Source organism: Corallococcus sp. AB045 (assembly GCF_003668895.1).
GTDB lineage: Bacteria > Myxococcota > Myxococcia > Myxococcales > Myxococcaceae > Corallococcus > Corallococcus coralloides.
Map to the genome: position 1 here is coordinate 1 of NZ_RAWN01000011.1, position 17,386 is coordinate 17,386.

Annotated in this window: 14 protein-coding genes and 1 pseudogene; 10 read left to right on the top strand and 5 right to left on the bottom strand. The window is 69.9% G+C overall.

The features are described from left to right. Positions 1-200, bottom strand: a pseudogene (locus D7Y21_RS04300) (peptidase M28); the annotation flags it as partial. A 319-nt stretch (positions 201-519) separates the two neighbouring features. Here D7Y21_RS04300 and D7Y21_RS04305 point away from each other — a divergent pair. Continuing rightward, positions 520-1,335: a hypothetical protein gene (locus D7Y21_RS04305; RefSeq protein WP_199724661.1), complete on the top strand. Its 816-nt coding sequence runs from the start codon at positions 520-522 to the stop codon at positions 1,333-1,335. Between the two features lie 47 nt (positions 1,336-1,382). Here D7Y21_RS04305 and D7Y21_RS04310 read toward each other — a convergent pair whose 3' ends face one another. After that, a complete protein-coding gene (locus tag D7Y21_RS04310; protein WP_121711427.1) occupies positions 1,383-3,833 on the bottom strand; it encodes a transglycosylase SLT domain-containing protein in 2,451 nt (816 codons plus the stop codon). 209 nt (positions 3,834-4,042) lie between these two features. Next, the gene (locus D7Y21_RS04315; protein ID WP_121711429.1) at positions 4,043-4,732 is read right to left on the bottom strand and encodes a DNA-binding protein; all 690 of its coding nucleotides are present in this window, start codon (positions 4,730-4,732) and stop codon (positions 4,043-4,045) included. Positions 4,733-4,987: 255 nt separating this feature from the next. Here D7Y21_RS04315 and menA point away from each other — a divergent pair, with 255 nt between their 5' ends. The 5 genes from menA to D7Y21_RS04340 all read left to right on the top strand — a co-directional run bounded on the left by menA (position 4,988) and on the right by D7Y21_RS04340 (position 11,704). Then, positions 4,988-5,914, top strand: coding sequence for a 1,4-dihydroxy-2-naphthoate octaprenyltransferase (menA, locus tag D7Y21_RS04320; protein ID WP_121711431.1), 927 nt, complete (start codon positions 4,988-4,990; stop codon positions 5,912-5,914). Between the two features lie 248 nt (positions 5,915-6,162). After that, positions 6,163-8,073, top strand: a complete 1,911-nt coding sequence (locus D7Y21_RS04325) for a hypothetical protein (RefSeq protein WP_121711433.1) — start codon at positions 6,163-6,165, stop codon at positions 8,071-8,073. Between the two features lie 15 nt (positions 8,074-8,088). After that, positions 8,089-9,228 (top strand): hypothetical protein, encoded by a 1,140-nt coding sequence (locus tag D7Y21_RS04330; RefSeq protein WP_121711435.1) that lies wholly within the window; start codon positions 8,089-8,091, stop codon positions 9,226-9,228. 100 nt (positions 9,229-9,328) lie between these two features. Then, positions 9,329-10,582 (top strand): c-type cytochrome, encoded by a 1,254-nt coding sequence (locus D7Y21_RS04335; protein ID WP_121711436.1) that lies wholly within the window; start codon positions 9,329-9,331, stop codon positions 10,580-10,582. Between the two features lie 270 nt (positions 10,583-10,852). Beyond that, positions 10,853-11,704 (top strand): DUF5995 family protein, encoded by an 852-nt coding sequence (locus D7Y21_RS04340; RefSeq protein WP_147443415.1) that lies wholly within the window; start codon positions 10,853-10,855, stop codon positions 11,702-11,704. Between the two features lie 9 nt (positions 11,705-11,713). Here the strand turns inward: D7Y21_RS04340 and D7Y21_RS04345 are convergent, their stop codons facing one another. Further along, positions 11,714-13,111 carry a BamA/TamA family outer membrane protein gene (locus D7Y21_RS04345; protein ID WP_370038095.1) on the bottom strand — a complete coding sequence of 466 codons (1,398 nt, stop codon included), beginning with the start codon at positions 13,109-13,111 and terminating at the stop codon, positions 11,714-11,716. 211 nt (positions 13,112-13,322) lie between these two features. On the opposite strand from D7Y21_RS04345, the gene D7Y21_RS04350 reads away from it, so the two are divergent. Together D7Y21_RS04350 and D7Y21_RS04355 are read left to right on the top strand one after the other, a co-directional pair. After that, complete coding sequence (locus tag D7Y21_RS04350) at positions 13,323-13,799, top strand: MaoC family dehydratase (RefSeq protein WP_120567796.1); 477 nt, start codon at positions 13,323-13,325, stop codon at positions 13,797-13,799. Between the two features lie 94 nt (positions 13,800-13,893). Continuing rightward, positions 13,894-15,045 carry a fatty acid desaturase gene (locus tag D7Y21_RS04355; RefSeq protein ID WP_120567795.1) on the top strand — a complete coding sequence of 384 codons (1,152 nt, stop codon included), beginning with the start codon at positions 13,894-13,896 and terminating at the stop codon, positions 15,043-15,045. Between the two features lie 2 nt (positions 15,046-15,047). Here the strand turns inward: D7Y21_RS04355 and D7Y21_RS04360 are convergent, their stop codons facing one another. Further along, positions 15,048-15,545: a hypothetical protein gene (locus tag D7Y21_RS04360; RefSeq protein ID WP_120567794.1), complete on the bottom strand. Its 498-nt coding sequence runs from the start codon at positions 15,543-15,545 to the stop codon at positions 15,048-15,050. A 138-nt stretch (positions 15,546-15,683) separates the two neighbouring features. On the opposite strand from D7Y21_RS04360, the gene def reads away from it, so the two are divergent. Continuing rightward, a complete protein-coding gene (gene def / locus D7Y21_RS04365) occupies positions 15,684-16,310 on the top strand; it encodes a peptide deformylase (protein WP_120567793.1) in 627 nt (208 codons plus the stop codon). Continuing rightward, the gene (locus D7Y21_RS04370; protein ID WP_121711440.1) at positions 16,307-17,374 is read left to right on the top strand and encodes an NADH:flavin oxidoreductase/NADH oxidase; all 1,068 of its coding nucleotides are present in this window, start codon (positions 16,307-16,309) and stop codon (positions 17,372-17,374) included. Before def ends, D7Y21_RS04370 begins: the two co-directional genes overlap by 4 nt. The last annotated feature ends 12 nt before the right edge of the window (positions 17,375-17,386 follow it).

Genomic DNA, 17,386 nt, shown 5'->3' on the forward strand with positions numbered 1-17,386 from the left:
GGCAGCCCCAGGATGGGAGGGGGCGCGGGCAGCCGCGGCAGCTGGCCGGGCGCGGGACGCGTGCTGCTGGAGGACTCGAAGCCGTCCTTGAACGCAAGGGGGCGGTTCCGGGACTTCGTCTCCGTCGTCCGGGCGTCCTGCGAGGACAGCCGCGAGACGGAGGTGAGGGGACGCGAGCTGTCGTTGATCTTCGAGGCCATGGTGGGGTGTCCGGGGGGAGGAACCGCGCTCCCCAGATTATCCGCCGAACCCCCTGAGGAGTTGTGCGTCACGGCAAAGTTCCGCCCGCGTCCGGTTCATCCCCTGAATCCCCGTTTCAAAACCGGGCCCATGAGTGCGACGTCCTGACGCTCCGTGTGAGACCCGGCTTGCTACAAATCACATGTTTCATGTGACGCCCGGCGCTACTCCATTTTCTCAATCAATGAATGACACGAGTGAAAACAGACAGACTCCGGGTCTTGGCGCGAGGGGTGCAGTAGGGCCGCGGGCAGTCCACCCCACACCATGAGGTAGCGGATGCATTTGAAGATCACGGGTTCCCTGCTGGCTTCCGTGCTGCTGAGCATCACGGGTTGCGCGGGCGGTGCCGACGACGGCCAGGCTTCCGGTTCCCTGGGCGCGCAGGAAGCCGCGGCGTCCCAGTGCGTGAACAAGTTCGACGGCATCACGAGCTGCGCGCTGGGCCGCGCGAGGCTGGGTTCCGCCGCGGACGGGCTGGCGGTGTCCAACCTCACGACCCAGAAGGACGGCGTCTCCAGCGGCTTCACGCAGGCCGTGAAGTGGGATCAGCGCGTGGCGATGAGCCTGGGGGCGCAGGGCGGCTACCAGCTGTCCGCGCGTGATGGCGACCAGGTCGTCAGCACGCTGAAGGTGACGCCGGGCCGCGAGGCGAACACGGTCAACATCCTGCCCACGTTCACGGGCTCGCCGGGCGGCTCCGCGTACAAGATGAACATCTACCGGGGCGGCGTGCTCCAGGGCTCCAGCCCCCAGCCGGCCGGGCTGATGATCACCTTCACCAACTGGCGGGACTTCCTGCGCTGGGCGGAGATGCACCAGCACTTCCTGAACGACTACGACATCGACGGGCTGTCCACCGGCTCCGCGGAGACGAACGTCGGCGCGTGCGTGTGGCGCCTGGACTCGGAGAAGAACACCTTCACCGTGGACATCAACGGCAAGTCCGTCACCGGTGACTCGGTGGAGTTCATCGAGACCGTCGCGGATGGCGCGTACCCGTACCGTCACTTCACGGGCATCGACACGAACGCCATCGCCGGCGAGTACACCATCCGCTCCGAGTCCATCACCCAGCCCAAGGGCGTGAAGTAGTCACGACCGCGCCGGGCGGGGATGTGCTTCCCGTCCGGCGTGAGCCGCTAGCGTCTCCCGGAGAGGGAGGACGTGGGCGTCGCCGCGTTCCGGCCGCTGCCACCCACTCCCGTGGCGGGGCTCAACGTGGGCGTGCGCGCGGCCTCCAGCGGCGCCTTGCGGGCCGGCGCGAAGGAGGCGGGGACTTCGTTGGCGTAGAGCAGCTTGTAGGCGCTGTAGCTGCTGAGCACGCGCTTCACGTAGTCGCGGGTCTCGTCGAAGGCGATGTGCTCCACCCACTCGTCCAGCTCCGCCTGGGGCAGGGCCTTGCGCCAGCGCTCCACCGCCGCGGGGCCCGCGTTGTAGGCGGCCACCGCGTAGGCGGGGTTGCCGTCGAAGTGCTTGAGCAGCGAGCCCAGGTACGCCGCCCCCAGCCGGATGTTCTGCGCGGGCTGGAGCAGCGACGACATCTCGAACGACGCCAGCTTGAGCGAGTCCGCCACCGCCTGGGCCGTCGTGGGCATGAGCTGCGCGAGCCCCAGCGCGCCAGTGGACGAACGTGCGCGCGGGTTGAACCGGCTCTCCTCGCGGATGAGGCCCTGCAGGAGGTCGGGGTCCACGCGAGCGGCCTTCGAATAGCTCTGGATGAGCGGCCGGAACGCGAGCGGCCACGTCGCCTCCCACACCGGACGGGACGCGGCGCTGAGCGGCCCGGCGGCCTCCTGGCGCAGCGTCACGCGCGCCACCTGCCGCGTGGCCCGGCCCCGGCCGGTGCGGCGCATGGTCTGGTAGAGCAGCCGCGCGGGCGCCTCCGCCAGGCCGCGCGTGTCCACCGCGAGCAGTTCCTCCACCACGCCCGGCTGTCCCAGGCGCAAGAGCTCCACGCCCGCCGCGAAGCGCGCATCCTTCTGGAGCGGGCCCGGCGGCAGGGGCCAGACCTCGTCGTTGGCCGGCGCGGCGGTGTTCACGCTCTTCGCCATCGCCGGTTGCGCGGCGGTCTCCGTCAACCGCGCCAGCCGCTCCGGCGCGTGCTGCGCCAGCCGCGTGCGGGACAGCAGCCCGTACCAGGCCGTGGGGCGCTCGGTGGCGATGAGCTCGTAGCGCGCGAGCGCCGCGTCCAGCGCTCCGGCGTTCTCCTGGACTCGCGCCTGCCAGTAGCGCGCGCGCCAGAGGGCGTCGTCGGTGCGTGCGGACTCCGGCAGCTGCTCCACCGACATCAGCGACGCCAGGCCCGGCTGCGTCTCGCCCTTGCGCTGGTGCAGCCAGAAGGCGCGGAAGAGGGCCTCGGCGGCGAAGTTGCCGGCGGGGTAGCGCTTCGCCAGCGCCTCGTAGTTCTCCAGCGCTTCGTCCGCGCGGCCCAGGCGCTGCTGCGTCCAGGCCTCGAAGAACAGCGCGTCGTCCGCGTAGCCGTGCTCCGGGTAGTCGCGCGCCAGCGTGGCGTACGTCTCCACCGCCGCTTCCGGCTGCACCACGGACTGCGAATAGGCGAGCAGGTAGAGCGCCTGCGGCCGCTGCTCGGGCGACTGGCACTCGCGCGCCACCGGCTCCAGCACCTGGATGGCGCGGCGGTGCTGACGCTCCTTGCGCAGCGCGCGGCCCAGGGTGAGCTGGGCGCGGCAGGCCAGCTCGTCCGGGAGCTCCGTGCGGGGCCCCGAGCGGGCCAGCATGTTCATGGCCGGGACGTTCTGGTGCAGCTCCACCAGCGCCTCCGCGCGGCGCACGCGCCACTTCATGGGCAGGGGCAAATCGCGCAGCAGGGCTTTCGCGCGGTCCGCCTCCGGCGACAGGGGCGCGGTGGCCCAGACCTCCAGCAGCGCGCGGTGCTCGGCGTTGTACATGCCCTGCGCGCGCGCCAGGTCGCAGTACGCGAGCAGCGCCTTCATGCGCAGCGCGTCCGGTCCGCGGGCCTGCCGGTTGTCGATGAACTCCTGGAGCGCCGCCAGCGCCTCGGGGATCTTCAGCTGGCGCTTGAGCACGCGCGCCATGGTGAAGCGGGCCTCCGGATAGAGCGGGGAGCTGGGGCTCACCGCGCCATACTGCTCCGCCGCGCGCAGCGGCTTGCGCAGCCGCTCATGCGACTGCGCGGCCTTCATCAGGCAGTGGTCACGCAACGGGACGTAGTCCTCCGCGAGCGCGGTGAACTCCGCGGCGGCGGTCGCGAAGTCGCGCGCGAGGAACGCGCTCTGCGCCTGGAGGAAGCGGCCGGGGAGGGAAGGGGGAGACTCCGTCGCGAGCAGCGCCCGCGCGGACTTGTACCGGCCGCGGTCGAACTCCGCCTTCGCCTTCGCCAGCAGGCCTTCCGCGAAGTAGGTCGAAAGCCGCTCCGGCCCGAAGGACTCCGCCGTCACCTCGTCCTGGGAGGGCTGCGCCGTCGGCGTGTCGAGCAGTGCCTCCAGCTTCTCCTCCGACATCACGTCGCCGGAGTCGTCCTCGTCGGGTGCCTGTGCCCACGTGGTGCCCGGAGCCCACAGGCCCGCGCACGCGAGCAAGACCGCTGCTGTTCCTCGAAGTCCGTCCATGCCAGCCCTCGTTCGTCCGCCAGGGACCCGGATGGATTGGCACTGCCCGTGAGCTTGGAACCTGCCCGCCTGTCCGCTTGCCAGTCTCGCGTTGGCTTTCGTGCATCCGCTCCCAGGCACACATCCGGAGCGCTGCACGAAAGCCAACGGCCCGCGGACCGTGCGGCTGGCGTCTGGGGTGCTACATACCCAGGGGCGCCTGCCTGCTGTCAGGGCGCGGCGTTCTGCACCGAGAGGTCGCTCGGCATGCGGGGCGCCACCTCGTAGGTCGCCTCATACTGCGCGGCGAGCCCCACTACGGCGATGCTCTGTCCCACGGTGAGGGCCTGGAGCGCGGCCTTGTCGAAGCCGGCGGACACGTGGACGAACACCTGCACCTCGCCGGTGCCGTCGTCGATGTAGAGCTTGTAGCCGTAGGGCGAGTCGTCCTGGAACGCCTGGGTGATCGCGCCGCTCACGCGGATCAGCTGGCCTTCCACGGACTCGCTCACGCCGCCGGTGGTGACTCCCTTGGGTGACACCTGCTCCGTGCCCGACTTCAGGTCCACGTCCGCGGGCACGCTCTTGAGGATGCGCAGCATGTTCTGCTCGTCCAGCGTGCCGGTGACGCGCACCCGGGCCCCCAGCCCGAAGGACAGCTTCTCCTCCAGCTTGACGTAGATGCCGCCGGTGTCGTCCTGGATGGCGAAGCCCTCGTCGCCCAGGGCGGAGGAGAACGTGCCGGGAGCCACGGTCACCGAGCCCTCCACCGTCACCTCCGAGCCGTTGGAGCGCGAGCGCGCATCCTCGATGGAGAGCACCGGATGACAGCCGGCGAGTGCGAGCACGAACGCGCCCAGCACCGTCAGGGTGCTCCGGCTCGAAAGGGGAGGGGAGGAAGGGAAGGAGGTCGGGTTCATGGCCCCCTTCTAGCATCCAGCAGGCAGGGATAACTGGTATTTCTGATTGTTCTCGAATTTTCCCGAAATAGGACTGGCGTCTGCCTTTGTGTCGCATCGAGGCCGGGCGGACTTGTCGACACACTGCGTCTGCGACGGAGCGTGGAGGCTTGCGACAGGTGATACATGAGGAGAACCGATGTGAATCATTGGCTCCTCTTGCGGTTCACGGGCCTGTAGCTTTACCGTGCGCCTGCTGCCCTCCCCCGGACATCCATGACCACTTCGAGTCTCCCTTCGTCGAGTGTCGCGGTCGAAGCCAAGCCCTCGCTGGCCCGCGTCTGGTGGCTCGCGCTGCGACCCAAGACGTTGACGGCCTCCATCGCGCCCACGGTGCTGGGGTGGGCCTTCGCCAACGCGGAGGGGCAATGGCGGCTCGCTCCGGCGCTCACGTTCCTGGTGGGCTTCGTGCTCATGCAGATCGTGAGCAACCTGGTGAACGACTACGCGGACTTCGAGCGGGGCGCGGACACCGAGGCGCGCCTGGGGCCCGCGCGCGTCACGCAGAAGGGTTGGCTCACCGCGCGTGAGGTGGCGACGGCCGCGGCGCTGGCGTTCGCCGGCTCGTCGCTGGCGCTGCTGCTGCTGACCCGGGCGGAGGGCTGGACGGTGTTCGCGGGCGGCGCCTTTTGTCTGGCGGGCGCGGTCCTCTACTCCGCGGGCCCCATCCCCCTGGGCTACCTGGGGATGGGGGACGTGCTGGTGCTGATCATCTTCGGCCTGCTGGGGGTGAGCGGCAGCTACGTCGTGCTCACCCACCACGTCACGCCGGCCGTGCTGCTGGCGGGGCTGTCCATGGGGTTGTTCTCCGCCGGCATCCTCGCGGTGAACAACCTGCGCGACCGCGAGACGGACGTGGTCGCCGGCAAGCGCACGCTGGTGGTGCGCTTCGGCCAACGCTTCGGGCGTTGGGAGTACACGGTGGCGGTGGGGGGCGCGTTCGCGCTCCCGGTAGCGGCCTGGCTGCTCATGCCCGAGCACGGCCGGGCCTGGCTCTTCACGCTGCCGGCCCTGCCGCTCGCGGTGAGGCAGATCCGCGCCATCTGGCGTGAGGATGGCGGTGCGCTCAACCCCCACCTGGGGAAGACGGCGGCGCTGGGGCTCGTCTTCGCGCTGCTCCTGTCCGCCGGCCTCAGCCTCTAGTCCGACGCCCTGAGTCACCCGCCCGCGGGGCTCCATCCGCCTGCGCGATCTGGAGTCCACGAATTGCGCGGACTCTCATAATGTGGTCAGTTCGAACCGATGAGGTGTTCTCCTCCCAACCCTTCCCAAGCCTCACCGTCTCCGCGATGCGGAGCGTTGGCGGCGTCGGGAAGGGTGGGTCGCGTGGGCCCGCGCGTGAGGATACCTGCTCCCTTTCCTCCCCCTGACTTCCCCCGGCCTCGTCTTCCATGAACCGCTCAATCCTGCTGAAGAGCGCGTGGTGCGCCCTGTTGGTGCCCCTGCTGTCCTGCAACCTCCTCAAGGTCACTGACGACGAGGGGTCCACCACGGGCCGCGGTGCCAAGCGGTTCGACCCGTACCAGGGCCTCAACTCCGGAGCGATCCGGCTGAGCCTCCAGTACATCAACGGCTGCGCCTTCCTGCCCAACGGGCAGATGGTGGCGAAGAACAGCGTGACCGGCTCGTACCCGGACATGTGCATCACGCCGCTCGGGCAGAACCCGCTGACGCTGTCGCCTCCTACTGGGACGCTGCAGATTCTGTCGGACACCCAGTACTTCCTGAACCAGTTCTCCGTGTCGGAGACCGTGGTCAACCAGCACAACAACCCCAACGACCAGACCGCCGCGCTGGGGTGGATCAAGAACGAGTCCGTGTTCGCGGGCCTGGACTGGACCAACGTCAACCAGGGTCCGGACGAGTGGAGCTTCTACAGCCTCGCGGGCGCCGTGGAGGACTGCTGGACCCGCGAGGTGCAGTTCGGCAACGCGAACTGGCAGAAGGTGAAGGACGACACCATCACCGTGGAGGTGCTGGACGAGACGGGCACCCCGCGCGCGAGCCAGACTTACCTGCGCTCGGAGCTGTTGGCCTCCTCACCCTACGCCGGCCACAGCCGCTTCTCCTGGCGGTCGGAGAACCTGAAGCCGCCGCGCTTCCCCGGCGACAAGGACCCCGGCACCGTGACGGGCTTCGCGGGCGGCCTGGACCAGAGCGCCATCACGCGCACCATCGCGCGCGTGGACTGGGTGGGCAGCACCAACCCCTTCAAGGTGCTGCGCGTGCCGCGCCTGTCGGGTCCCGGCGCGCTCAAGGCCACCTGGAGCCAGCTGCCGGACAAGCCGTTCTTCTTCCCCGTCACGTACATCATCCCGGATGACCGCCCGTCCACCTGCACCGACGACGCCGGCAACCCGGTGCAGTGCAGCCCGGGCCTGGACTCGCGGCTGGTGTTCTCGCCTCCGAAGGAGGGCAGCTTCTACAAGCCCGGCGAGGACGTGAGCGTCTACGTGGACCTGCGCGACAGCGCGGGCGCGCACCTGCACTCGCGCGACCTGCTGCCCAGCGCGCGGGAGATCATCGCCGGCCAGTCCAACGGCATCCAGACCTTCGTCCCCAACGTCATCGCGACCGTCGGGGAGAACGACTCCATCTCCAACGTGGCCATCGCCGGTCCCATCCAGGACCTGAAGGTGCTGGGCAACCCCAGCGACAAGCCCCAGTTCTTCGCCCGGCCGTTCCCGTTCGCGATGCTGGATGACGCCACGCTCACGGGGCTGACGCCGGGCCTCATCGACTACAAGTGGCCCACCCGCCAGACGTTCACGCTGCCCGCGAACGCGAAGCCGGGCACCTACGTGGCGCTGGTGAAGTTCAACCGCGCGTCCCTGGGGGAGCGCGTCGCCAAGTTGAACCCGTTCTTCTTCCAGGTGGGCCAGGACGAGCCGACGACGTACCCGGGCAACGTGGGCAACTGCCAGCTCTGCCACCGCGGCGTGCTGTCGCTGGACAACCTGCGCCACGGCCTGTCGGTGGACCACATCGAGAGCTGCAAGGTCTGCCACCACTACGACACGGACACGGTGGGCCGCACGCAGGAGATGGTGCACCGCATCCACATGAACTCGCCCAGCTATCCGGCCAACCGCGCGGACTGCACCGTGTGCCACCTGACGCGCAAGAGCACGGAGCGGCCCAGCCTGTCGCTGTGCGGCTCGTGCCACATCTCGCAGCACGGGGACGAGTTCTTCCAGATCGCCTTCAAACAGCGCGGCACGCCCAGCAAGTTCGGCAACTGCGCGCAGACCTGCCACGGCGGCGATCAGCTTCCCGCCAGCCACATCCTCCCCGCGAAGTAGGGGACGCAACCCGCCATGCACAGAGCTCTCTTCGTCGGAACGCTCCTCGGCGCGGCCCTGCTGAACGCCGGCTGCCAGGAATCCAACAACCCCTCGGCGTCCACCTTCACGCCGCGCCCCACGTATGAAAACCGCGAGCCGGAGGGCCTCACCTCCCGGCTGACCGGCTTCACCGTGGACCCGGAGGCCTACTTCTTCAACCTGGCCGGCTGCGCGCCAACGCCCGAGCAGTGCCAGCTGCCGCCGCTGTACGCGGAGTTCAGCCCGCTGTTGCAGCGCGCGGTGGTGCAGAACGCGCCCATCTCCCTGCTGGACAGCGCCACGGGCCAGGTGCTCGCGGAAGCCGGCGTGGTCGCGCCGTCGGACCCCAACGGTGTCTGGACCCTGGACAAGGTGCCCACGCGCCGGGGCGCGCCGTACTTCGTGCTGTCGCTGGGGGGGCCGCAGGCCGCGCTCGCCAACAACGCCGTGATGCCGCTGCCGCCGCCGATGTTGACGCTGCAGCCCGTGCCGGCGGGCAACTACGTGCCCACGCTGACGGTGCGGCCGGTGGTGCCCGCGCACAGCGCCTGCGTGGGCCTGGAGGCCCTGCAGATGAGCGACAAGGGCATCCTGGAGGCGGTCGCGAAGTATCTGTCCTTCGAGGGCACGCCCACCACGGTGGCGGACCTGATCAACCCGGGCCGCTTCGGCGGCGTGACGGTGTTCTGGCTGTACCGGCCGGGCTTCCCCGTCTTCCGCGTGCCGGCGGCGAACACCACCGTGGAGGCCAGCGCGGGCCGCGTGCTGAACATCGAGTGGGCGCCCCCGGGCACCCCGCTGCCGCCGCCGCTGGCGGGGCTGCAGTCCACGCGCGGCTTCTTCATCCCGCCGGTGGCTCCGGGGGGGACTCCGGCGCCCAACAGCTCCCTGGGCCTCGTCGCCGTCGTCCACGCGCCGCTGCCGCAGCCGCCGATGGGGCCGCCGCCGGTGGTCCACTACGAAGCGAAGGACACCACCACGAGCGACCCGGAAGGGCGCCCGTGGGTGCTCCAGCCGCTGGATCTTCCCGTGGCCCCGGGCAGCGTGACGTTCGCCGGCCTCCAGATGTACAGCAAGACGCCATCCACGACGCCCCAGATTCCCCCGCCCAGCACCTGCCTGCCGGGCCAGTAGCCGCCTCACCCGTTCCAACACCGGCGCTGCTGTCCACTCCTTCCCGTGGAGCAGACGGAGCGCCGTGTGCCGTTCCCGTTCATCCGGAGAAGCGTTCCCCATGATGAAGAAGATCCTGATCGCCATTGGTGCGTTGGTCGCCCTGGTCCTGATTGGCGCGGGTACCGCCATGGGCGTGGCCAGCCACAAGATCAACAAGACGTATGACTATGTCGCGCTGCCCAACATCACGCGCGACAGCTCGCCGGAGGGCATTGCCCGCGGTGAGCAGGTGTTCCGCGCGGTGTGCGCGGAGTGTCACGCGGGCGGTGGCAACACCAAGCCCGTGGGCGGCCGGATGCACGACTTCCCGCCAGATCTGGGCACGTTCTATTCCGCGAACATCACCTCCGACATGGAGAAGGGCGTGGGGGCCTGGACGGACCAGGAGATCGCCCGGATGGTGATCAACGGCATCGACAAGAGCCACCACTTCCGTCCCATGCCCGCGTTCCCCAACATGGGTGACAAGGACATCGCGGCGGTCATCGGCTTCATGCGCTCCGGGCACCCGGACTTCGCGCCGGAGACGTCCCAGCCGCCGCGCTCCGAGCTGACGCCCCCGGGCCGGATGGTGTTCGCGTTCGCCATGGGCATCAACGACAAGGGCCGCACGGAGCCGGTGCCCGTGCCCGCGAAGGCGGCGGACTCCGTGGAGTACGGCCGCTACCTGGCCGGCAGCGTCTACGACTGCGTCTTCTGCCACTCGCCGGGCTTCGACGGCAGCGCCGTGAAGTTGCAGCACCCGGACACGGTGCTGAGCGGCGGCTTCGAGTTCGACCTGACGCCGCTGGGCGGCGAGGGCAAGCTGCTGTCGCCCAACATCACCGTCAGCGAGACGGCCGGCATCGGCAAGTGGACGCTGGAGGAGTTCAAGCACGCCATGATCACGGGCGTGACGCCGGGCGGCTACATCCTGCGCCCGCCCATGCCCAAGTACCGCTACGCGGACGACGTGGAGCTCGCGGCCCTCTACACCTTCCTGCGCTCCATGAAGCCCAACGACACGGTCGTGCCGCCGCCCACCGGTGGCCGTCCCAAGGCGGAGCCCTCCGCTGATCCGGAGAAGATGTTCAGCTCCCTGGGCTGCGCCACCTGCCACGCCCCCGGCAAGGCCTTCGAGGCCAAGCTCCAGGGCGCCAAGGGCAAGGCCCCGGAGGAGGTGGCGAAGTGGATCCGCAACCCCGAGTCCTTCAAGCCCGGCACGCAGATGCCCACCTACGAGTCCCTCGTCGACGAGAACAACGCCCTGTCGCTGGCGAAGTACGTCCTGGGCAAGACGGGTGGCACTGTCAGTGAGGGCACCGCGCCCTGAGTTTGACACCGGTGTGACATTGACCCCCGCGTGAGTGTCAACACGCGGGGGTCTCGTGAAACAACCCATCCCTCCCGGAGTGGGCGGGTGTCACAGGAAGTACCGGTTGATATAAGCTTTCATGCGAAGTCGTTCCCCCACCCTGCGGAGCGTCATTCCATGAATGTTTCACCGGCCTCCCCCTCGGCTCAGCGGTCGCAGCGCCCCCAGAAACTTCACCTCCACGAGACAAAGGCCCCAGATGCGCAGGGGCCCATCCGGTTGGATGACGTGCTCTGGAATCCGGTCAACGCGGAGGAGGCGCTGGAGGGGCTGGAGAAGATCCTCGCCCGGTTGAACGCGCGGGATGACTCACGCGCCATCTTCCTGGACATCTACGCCATCGTTACGCGGAAGGTCGTCCACCTGCTGAGCCGCGAGGACGCGGGCGGCTTCCTGGAACCCGAGTGGCTGTCGCACCTGACGGGCCGCTTCGCGGAGGAGGCGCTCATCGCCGTCAGGGACTCGCTGAAGAACCTGCCGCTGCCCACCGCGGCGTGGCGCTTCGCGACGCATTACCCGGCCCAGCGCCTCACCCAGCCGTACCAGGACGCGCTGCTGGGCGTGAGCGCCCACATCAACCACGACCTGGGAATGGTCGTCTACGACAACATCGCCCACCAGTCGCCGCCGGCGGATGCACGCCGCATGGCGCGCTACCGGCATGACTACTTCCACGTGAACGAGATCCTCCGCTCATGCATTCCGGAGTGCGTGGACCTGCTCGCGGAGCGCTACCGGTGCGCGTCCACGCGGCTGCTGCTGCGCGTGCCTTTCAGCCGCCCCGTGGTGGAGCGGACGGTGATGCAGATGCTCATCGTGTGGCGGCAGCGCGTCTGGGACAACGTGGTCGCGATGCTGGAGGCGCAGACGCCCGAGGAGCACCAGGCCGTCGTGGAGCGCGTCCGCACGACGTCCGGTCGCATCGCGCAGGCGCTGTGCGCGGACAAGGCGCTCTGGTGGACGGTGCGCGGCGAGTCGCCGCCGTTCAGCCTGGACCTGCCGCCGGAGGCGTGGCCTGGCGTGGTGCTGCCTCCGGAGCCTGATCCGGCAGAGGACGCGAGCGCTGCCCGCGCCGGCTAGCGGACCGCCTCAGGAGGGCGTGACTCCGGCCACGAGGTAGAAGCGCACCTGGCCGGAGTTGACGGCGTAGGCGACGTCCACGCCCAACAGGGGCAGCACGACGTTGTTGAGGTAGAGCCGCAGGCCCCCGCCCACGCCCTGGGCCAGGGTGATGGGGTTCTGGCCCGTGATCGTCTGCCGCAGGTAGTTGCGGATGACGCGCCCGTTGGCGTCGAGCAGGAGCCCATCCTCGGCCACCTCCTGCCACGCGACGGCACCCGTGTCGGAGAAGGCGACGCCCCGGAAGGCCAGCGACTGCACCTTGAAGAGGGGGAAGTGGTACTCGGCCGTGAAGGTGAGCCGGCTGTCGCCGCGGAACTGCCGGTACTGGAAGCCGCGCAGCGTGTTGCCGCCCATCACCAGCTCCTGGTGGAAGGGCAGGTCCGTGCCCAGGACCAGCTCTCCGCGCAGCACCAGGTTGTTCTCCGAGAAGAAGCGGATGCCGTGGCGGTAGAGGAGGCCGAACTTGCGGTAGTCGAACTCGCTCCACACGTCCGGGGTGGACACCTCGTAGGAGGCCTCCAGGTTGAGCCCCTCCGTCACCGCGTGCAGCGTCTGGCGCGTGTCCAGGCCCACCATGAGGCGCAGCGACGTGTCTCGCATGGCGGGGCCGGTGGAGAACGGCGGCGTCGTCACCGGCATCTCCGGATCCGGAGTCTTCGCGTCGATGCTGGACAGGCGGTACTTGGCCGCCGCGCGCACGCGCTCGAAGAGGATGACGCCCAGTTCGGAGCTGATGGACGCGGAGTTGAAGCGCGTGCGCCGGAGGACCTCCGGGTCGTCCTCGCTGGCGTCCATGCTGTACTCGTCCACGCGGTCGCTCTTGAGCTGTCCCTCCAGGCTGAACTTGAGCTGCGGCAGGCCGAAGAGGATCGGATCCAGGAAGCCCACGTACAGGCCGCTCTCGCCGGTGCTCACCTGCGCCGCGACGGCGAACTTCTTCGCGCGGCCGCCCAGGTTGTTCTCCGCGTAGAGCAGCCCGCCGCCGGTGTTCGCGGAGGACAGCGCCACCGTGGGGGCCACCACCCACGACGCCTTGTCCTTCACGCGCAGCACCAGCCGCACGCGCCCGTCGGGCATCGGCTCGGTGCTGACACGGACATCCTGGAAGAGGCCTGTGGCCAGAAGGCGCCGCTCCACCTTCTCAAGCTCCTCGCTGTCCACCTCGTCGCCCACGCCCACCTGTCCGAACGAGCGCACCGTCGAGGACCGCGTCTTGTTCGCGCCCTCCACCGTCACGTCTCCGACCTGGGAGCGTAGGGAGGTGGACGCGGGCAGGTCCTCGTCAGCGTGGGCCATGGGGGCCCCCAGGCCCGTCAGGGCCAGGGCGAGGACGGACAGGTGATGGCGGAAGCAGGAGAAAAGCACGCACTGCTCATACTCCACGGGCCGCGGGCGCTGGTTGTTTCGGCGCGTGTCGAACGGCGCGGTCGCGCGATGTTCAACGTTCGGCGTCCGGCTCGACCCGCCGACGGCCCCCCGTGCGCCCTGGAGAACACTGGCATCCGGACGAGCGGCCCGGGTCTGGACGGATTATGCTCATAATCTGGACGGACATCCGTCCCGGAGGGACGCGGGCATGGCATCGACGGAAGAGGGCGGGCGCCGGGAGCTGTTCCTGGACGACCTGTCCGTGGGGCAGAAGTTCATCAGCGGCACGCACACGCTGGACGCGGCGCAGATCGTCGCCTTCGCGCGGGAGTTCGACCCGCAGGGCTTCCATCTGGACGACGCCGCGGCGAAGGACACGCTGTTCGAAGGGCTGGCGGCGAGCGGCTGGCACACGGCCGCCATCACCATGAAGCTCAACGTCCAGAGCGGACTGCCCTTCAAGGGCGGCATCGTGGGGGCGGGCGGGGACATCCGCTGGCCCAGGCCGACGCGCCCGGGGGACGTCCTTCACGTGGAGAGCGAGGTGCTGGAGGTGACTCCCTCACGCACGCGGCCGGACCGGGGCATCGCCACCGTGCGCAGCGAGACGCGCAACCAGAAGGGTGACGTGCTGCAGGTGCTCGTCGCGAAGCTGGTGCTGCCCCGTCGCCCGGCGAGCGGGTGAGCGGGACGTGACGCTTTGCGTGAGCGCGGGCGGAGGCTACGGTGCGGCCCGCATTGGCCGTGGTCCCCGTCCCGCTCCCGAGGAGTCCCTTCGCATGTCCCGCGCTGCCCCCGATTTCGACCTGGCCTCCGTGGACGTGGAGGGCTTCTACCGGGAGCTGAAGGAACTGCGCGCCCGGCTGGACGCGAACCTGGGAGAGGCGGACGCGGCGCACCTGCGGAAGATGGAGCGCTGGGGGAAGGTCGCGTCGGTGTTGGGCGTGGCCACGGCGTGGATTGCCCCCAACCCGCTCTCCGCGGTGGCGCTGGGCCTGGGCCGCTCCACGCGCTGGCTGCTGATGCACCACGTGGGGCACCGGGGCTATGACCGGGTGCCGGGCCTGCCCGCGTCGCGCACCAGCAAGGGCTTCGCGAAGGGCAACCGCCGGTTCGTGGACTGGCTGGACTGGATGCTGCCGGAGGCGTGGGTCTTCGAGCACAACGTGCTGCACCACTCGCACACCGGCGAGGATGCGGATCCGGACCTGCTGGAGCGCAACGCGGAGGGCTCGCTGCGTGGCACCAGCCGGCCGCTGGCCCTGCGCTACGTGCAGCTGGCGCTCCTGGCCGTCACCTGGCGCGCGAGCTACTACGCGCCGGAGACGCTGGGTTCGCTGCGCCGCAAGGGCCGGCGCGAGGGTGGGGCGCTGACGCGCGCGGAGCTGTGGGAGCTCTTCACGCGCTGCTACGTGCCGTACGCGACCGTCTTCTTCGGGCTGTACCCGGCGGCGTTCCTGCTGGTGTCGCCGTGGGCGGCCTTCAGCGTGTTCTGCAACTCCGTGCTGGCGGACGTCGTCACCAACCTGCACACGTTCTTCGTGGTGGGCCCCAACCACACCGGCGAGGACCTGTACCGCTTCGACTCCGCGCCCGCGAACAAGGCGGAGCGCATGGTGCAGCAGGTGGTGGGCAGCGCGAACTACCGCACGGGCGGCGACCTCAACGACTACGCCCACCTGTGGCTGAACTACCAGATTGAACACCACCTCTGGCCGGACCTGCCGATGCTGAAGTACCGCGAGGCGCAGCCGCACGTGCGCGCCCTCTGCGAGAAGTACGGCATCCCCTACGTGCAGGAGAGCGTCTGGACGCGCGCGCGGAAGATGGTGGACGTCGTCGTGGGCAAGGCGTCCATGAAGCGGCTGGTGAAGCCCGCGGCGCCTGAGATGTCGGCCGCGGACGCCCGCGCGGAAGCCTCCGCGGCCTAGCGTCAGGCGGGCGGCGCGCGGCGGCGGCGAGGCAGCGGGGCGAGCGCCACGGGCGCTCCTTCCGTGGCCGTGTCCTCCTGGCGCACGGCCTCCGCGTTCACCACGCGCACACCGTCGGGTTGGACGGGCAGGCCCAGGGTCTCCACGAACAGGCGGTAGCTCTCCTCCAGGCGGCGGTGCAGCGCGCCGAAGGTCTGGTGCGCGGTGCCGGGCATGTCCTCGGTATAGGTGAAGTACCAGCGCAGCTCGTCCAGTCGCCCGTAGAAGTGGTCCACCACCGCCTGCTCCTGTTCGGTCAGGTGGATGAGCTGGGCGAAGGCGCCGTCCGCGTAGCGCGAGGCCACCGTCTCCACCAGCGGGTCGCGGCTGCGCAGGCGGGAGAAGAGGAGGAACATGTCCTCCCGGCGTGCGGCCAGCCGGCGCATGATGCCCGCGGCGTCGAGGGCGAGCAGGTTGCGCACGCGCGCGGAGGTTTCTTCGGCCTTCTTGCGGCGAGCCATGGTGCGACACAGCCTACCGTCAGTGGCACCCCTCCACGCCAGGGGCTGCCCTCTTCGTGGGGAGCCGGGCGGCCAGGCCCATGCCGGCCCCACGGTGATGCGGCGCGGCGGGAGAGCGGTTGTTACGGTGGGGCCACCATGGTGCTCAAGATCGTCCAGGCGGGGGAGCCGGTGCTGCGCCAGCGCGCGCGGGAGCTGACCCCTGAAGAAATCGGCAGTGAAGCGACGCGGCAGCTCATCCAGCTGATGCGCGACACGATGCGGGACGCGCCCGGCGTGGGGCTCGCGGCACCCCAGGTGGGCGTGGGCCTGCGGCTGGTGGTCATCGAGGACCGCGCCGAGTATCAGGCCGGCGCGTCGCCCGCGGACCTGGCGCTGCGCGAGCGCTCGCCGGTGGCCTTCCACGTGCTGATCAACCCGAAGCTCGTCGTGGAGGACCCCACGCCGATGGAGTTCCACGAGGGCTGCCTGAGCGTGAACGGGCTCGCGGCGCTGGTGGCCCGGGCGCGCGGCGTGCGGGTGGAGGCGCTGGATGAGAACGGGCAGCCGGTGTCGGTGTCCGCGCGCGGCTGGTACGCGCGCATCATCCAACACGAGCTGGATCACCTGGACGGCACGCTCTACGTGGACCGCATGGAGACGCGCAGCCTCACGACGCAGGAGAACCACCGCCGGCACTGGCTGGGCAAGAGCACGGCCCAGGTGCGCACGGCGCTGGGATTGCCAGAGCAGACCTCCTCGCTTCCCCGAAAGGACCCGACATGAGCAGCAAGCTGTTCTCCCCCTTGAAGCTGCGGGACATCACCCTGCGCAACCGCGTGGTCGTCTCGCCCATGTGCCAGTACTCGAGCGACGACGGCTTCGCGAACGAGTGGCACGTGGTGCACCTGGGCAGCCGCGCGGTGGGGGGCGCGGGGCTGGTGCTGACGGAGGCCACGGCGGTGGAGCCGGAGGGCCGCATCTCGCCGCAGGACCTGGGGCTGTGGAAGGACGCGCACGTGGAGCAGCTGGCGCGCATCAACCGCTTCATGCACCAGAACGGGGCCGCGTCCGGCGTGCAACTGGCGCACGCGGGCCGCAAGGCCTCCACGCCCCGGCCGTGGGACGCGGGCAAGCGCGTGGATCCGGAGCACGGCGGCTGGCAGGTGCTGGGGCCCACGACGGAGGCGTTCGAGGAGGGCTACCCGGTGCCCACCGCGCTGGACGAAGCGGGCATCCAGCGCATCGTGAAGGCGTTCGCGGACGCGGCGGTGCGCGCGAAGGCGGCGGGCTTCCAGGTCATCGAGCTGCACGCGGCGCACGGCTACCTGCTGCACGAGTTCCTGTCGCCGCTGTCGAACAAGCGGACGGACATGTACGGCGGCACGTTCGAGAACCGGACGCGCTTCGCGCTGGAGGTGACGCGCGCCGTGCGGGCGAAGTGGCCGGAGTCGCTGCCGCTCTTCATGCGCGTCTCCGCGACGGACTGGGTGGAGGGCGGCTGGACGCCGGAGGACTCGGTGGCGCTGGCGCGGCTGGTGGCGAAGGAGGGCGTGGACCTGCTGGATTGCTCGTCGGGCGGCGTGGTGCCGTACGCGAAGATCCCGGTGGGGCCGGGCTACCAGACGCAGCTGGCGGAGCAGGTGCGCAAGGAGACGGGCCTGCTCACGGGCGCGGTGGGGATGATCCGCTCCGCGTACCAGGCCGAGCACATCCTGGCCACGGGACAGGCGGACGTCGTCTTCCTGGCGCGCGAGCTGTTGAGGGATCCGTACTGGCCGCTGCGCGCCGCGAAGGAGCTGCGCGCGGACGTGCTGTGGCCGCACCAGTACGAGCGCGCGAAGAACTGATCGGCGTAGGCT

Bases quoted from the DNA above. Each gene is read 5' to 3' on its own strand.
- D7Y21_RS04355 (WP_120567795.1), top strand. From the start codon at position 13,894: ATGTCCCGCGCTGCCCCCGATTTCGACCTGGCCTCCGTGGACGTGGAG.
- D7Y21_RS04330 (WP_121711435.1), top strand. From the start codon at position 8,089: ATGCACAGAGCTCTCTTCGTCGGAACGCTCCTCGGCGCGGCCCTGCTG.
- D7Y21_RS04310 (WP_121711427.1), bottom strand. From the start codon at position 3,833: ATGGACGGACTTCGAGGAACAGCAGCGGTCTTGCTCGCGTGCGCGGGC.
- D7Y21_RS04360 (WP_120567794.1), bottom strand. From the start codon at position 15,545: ATGGCTCGCCGCAAGAAGGCCGAAGAAACCTCCGCGCGCGTGCGCAAC.
- menA (WP_121711431.1), top strand. From the start codon at position 4,988: ATGACCACTTCGAGTCTCCCTTCGTCGAGTGTCGCGGTCGAAGCCAAG.
- D7Y21_RS04335 (WP_121711436.1), top strand. From the start codon at position 9,329: ATGATGAAGAAGATCCTGATCGCCATTGGTGCGTTGGTCGCCCTGGTC.
- D7Y21_RS04315 (WP_121711429.1), bottom strand. From the start codon at position 4,732: ATGAACCCGACCTCCTTCCCTTCCTCCCCTCCCCTTTCGAGCCGGAGC.
- D7Y21_RS04305 (WP_199724661.1), top strand. From the start codon at position 520: ATGCATTTGAAGATCACGGGTTCCCTGCTGGCTTCCGTGCTGCTGAGC.
- def (WP_120567793.1), top strand. From the start codon at position 15,684: ATGGTGCTCAAGATCGTCCAGGCGGGGGAGCCGGTGCTGCGCCAGCGC.
- D7Y21_RS04350 (WP_120567796.1), top strand. From the start codon at position 13,323: ATGGCATCGACGGAAGAGGGCGGGCGCCGGGAGCTGTTCCTGGACGAC.
- D7Y21_RS04325 (WP_121711433.1), top strand. From the start codon at position 6,163: ATGAACCGCTCAATCCTGCTGAAGAGCGCGTGGTGCGCCCTGTTGGTG.
- D7Y21_RS04370 (WP_121711440.1), top strand. From the start codon at position 16,307: ATGAGCAGCAAGCTGTTCTCCCCCTTGAAGCTGCGGGACATCACCCTG.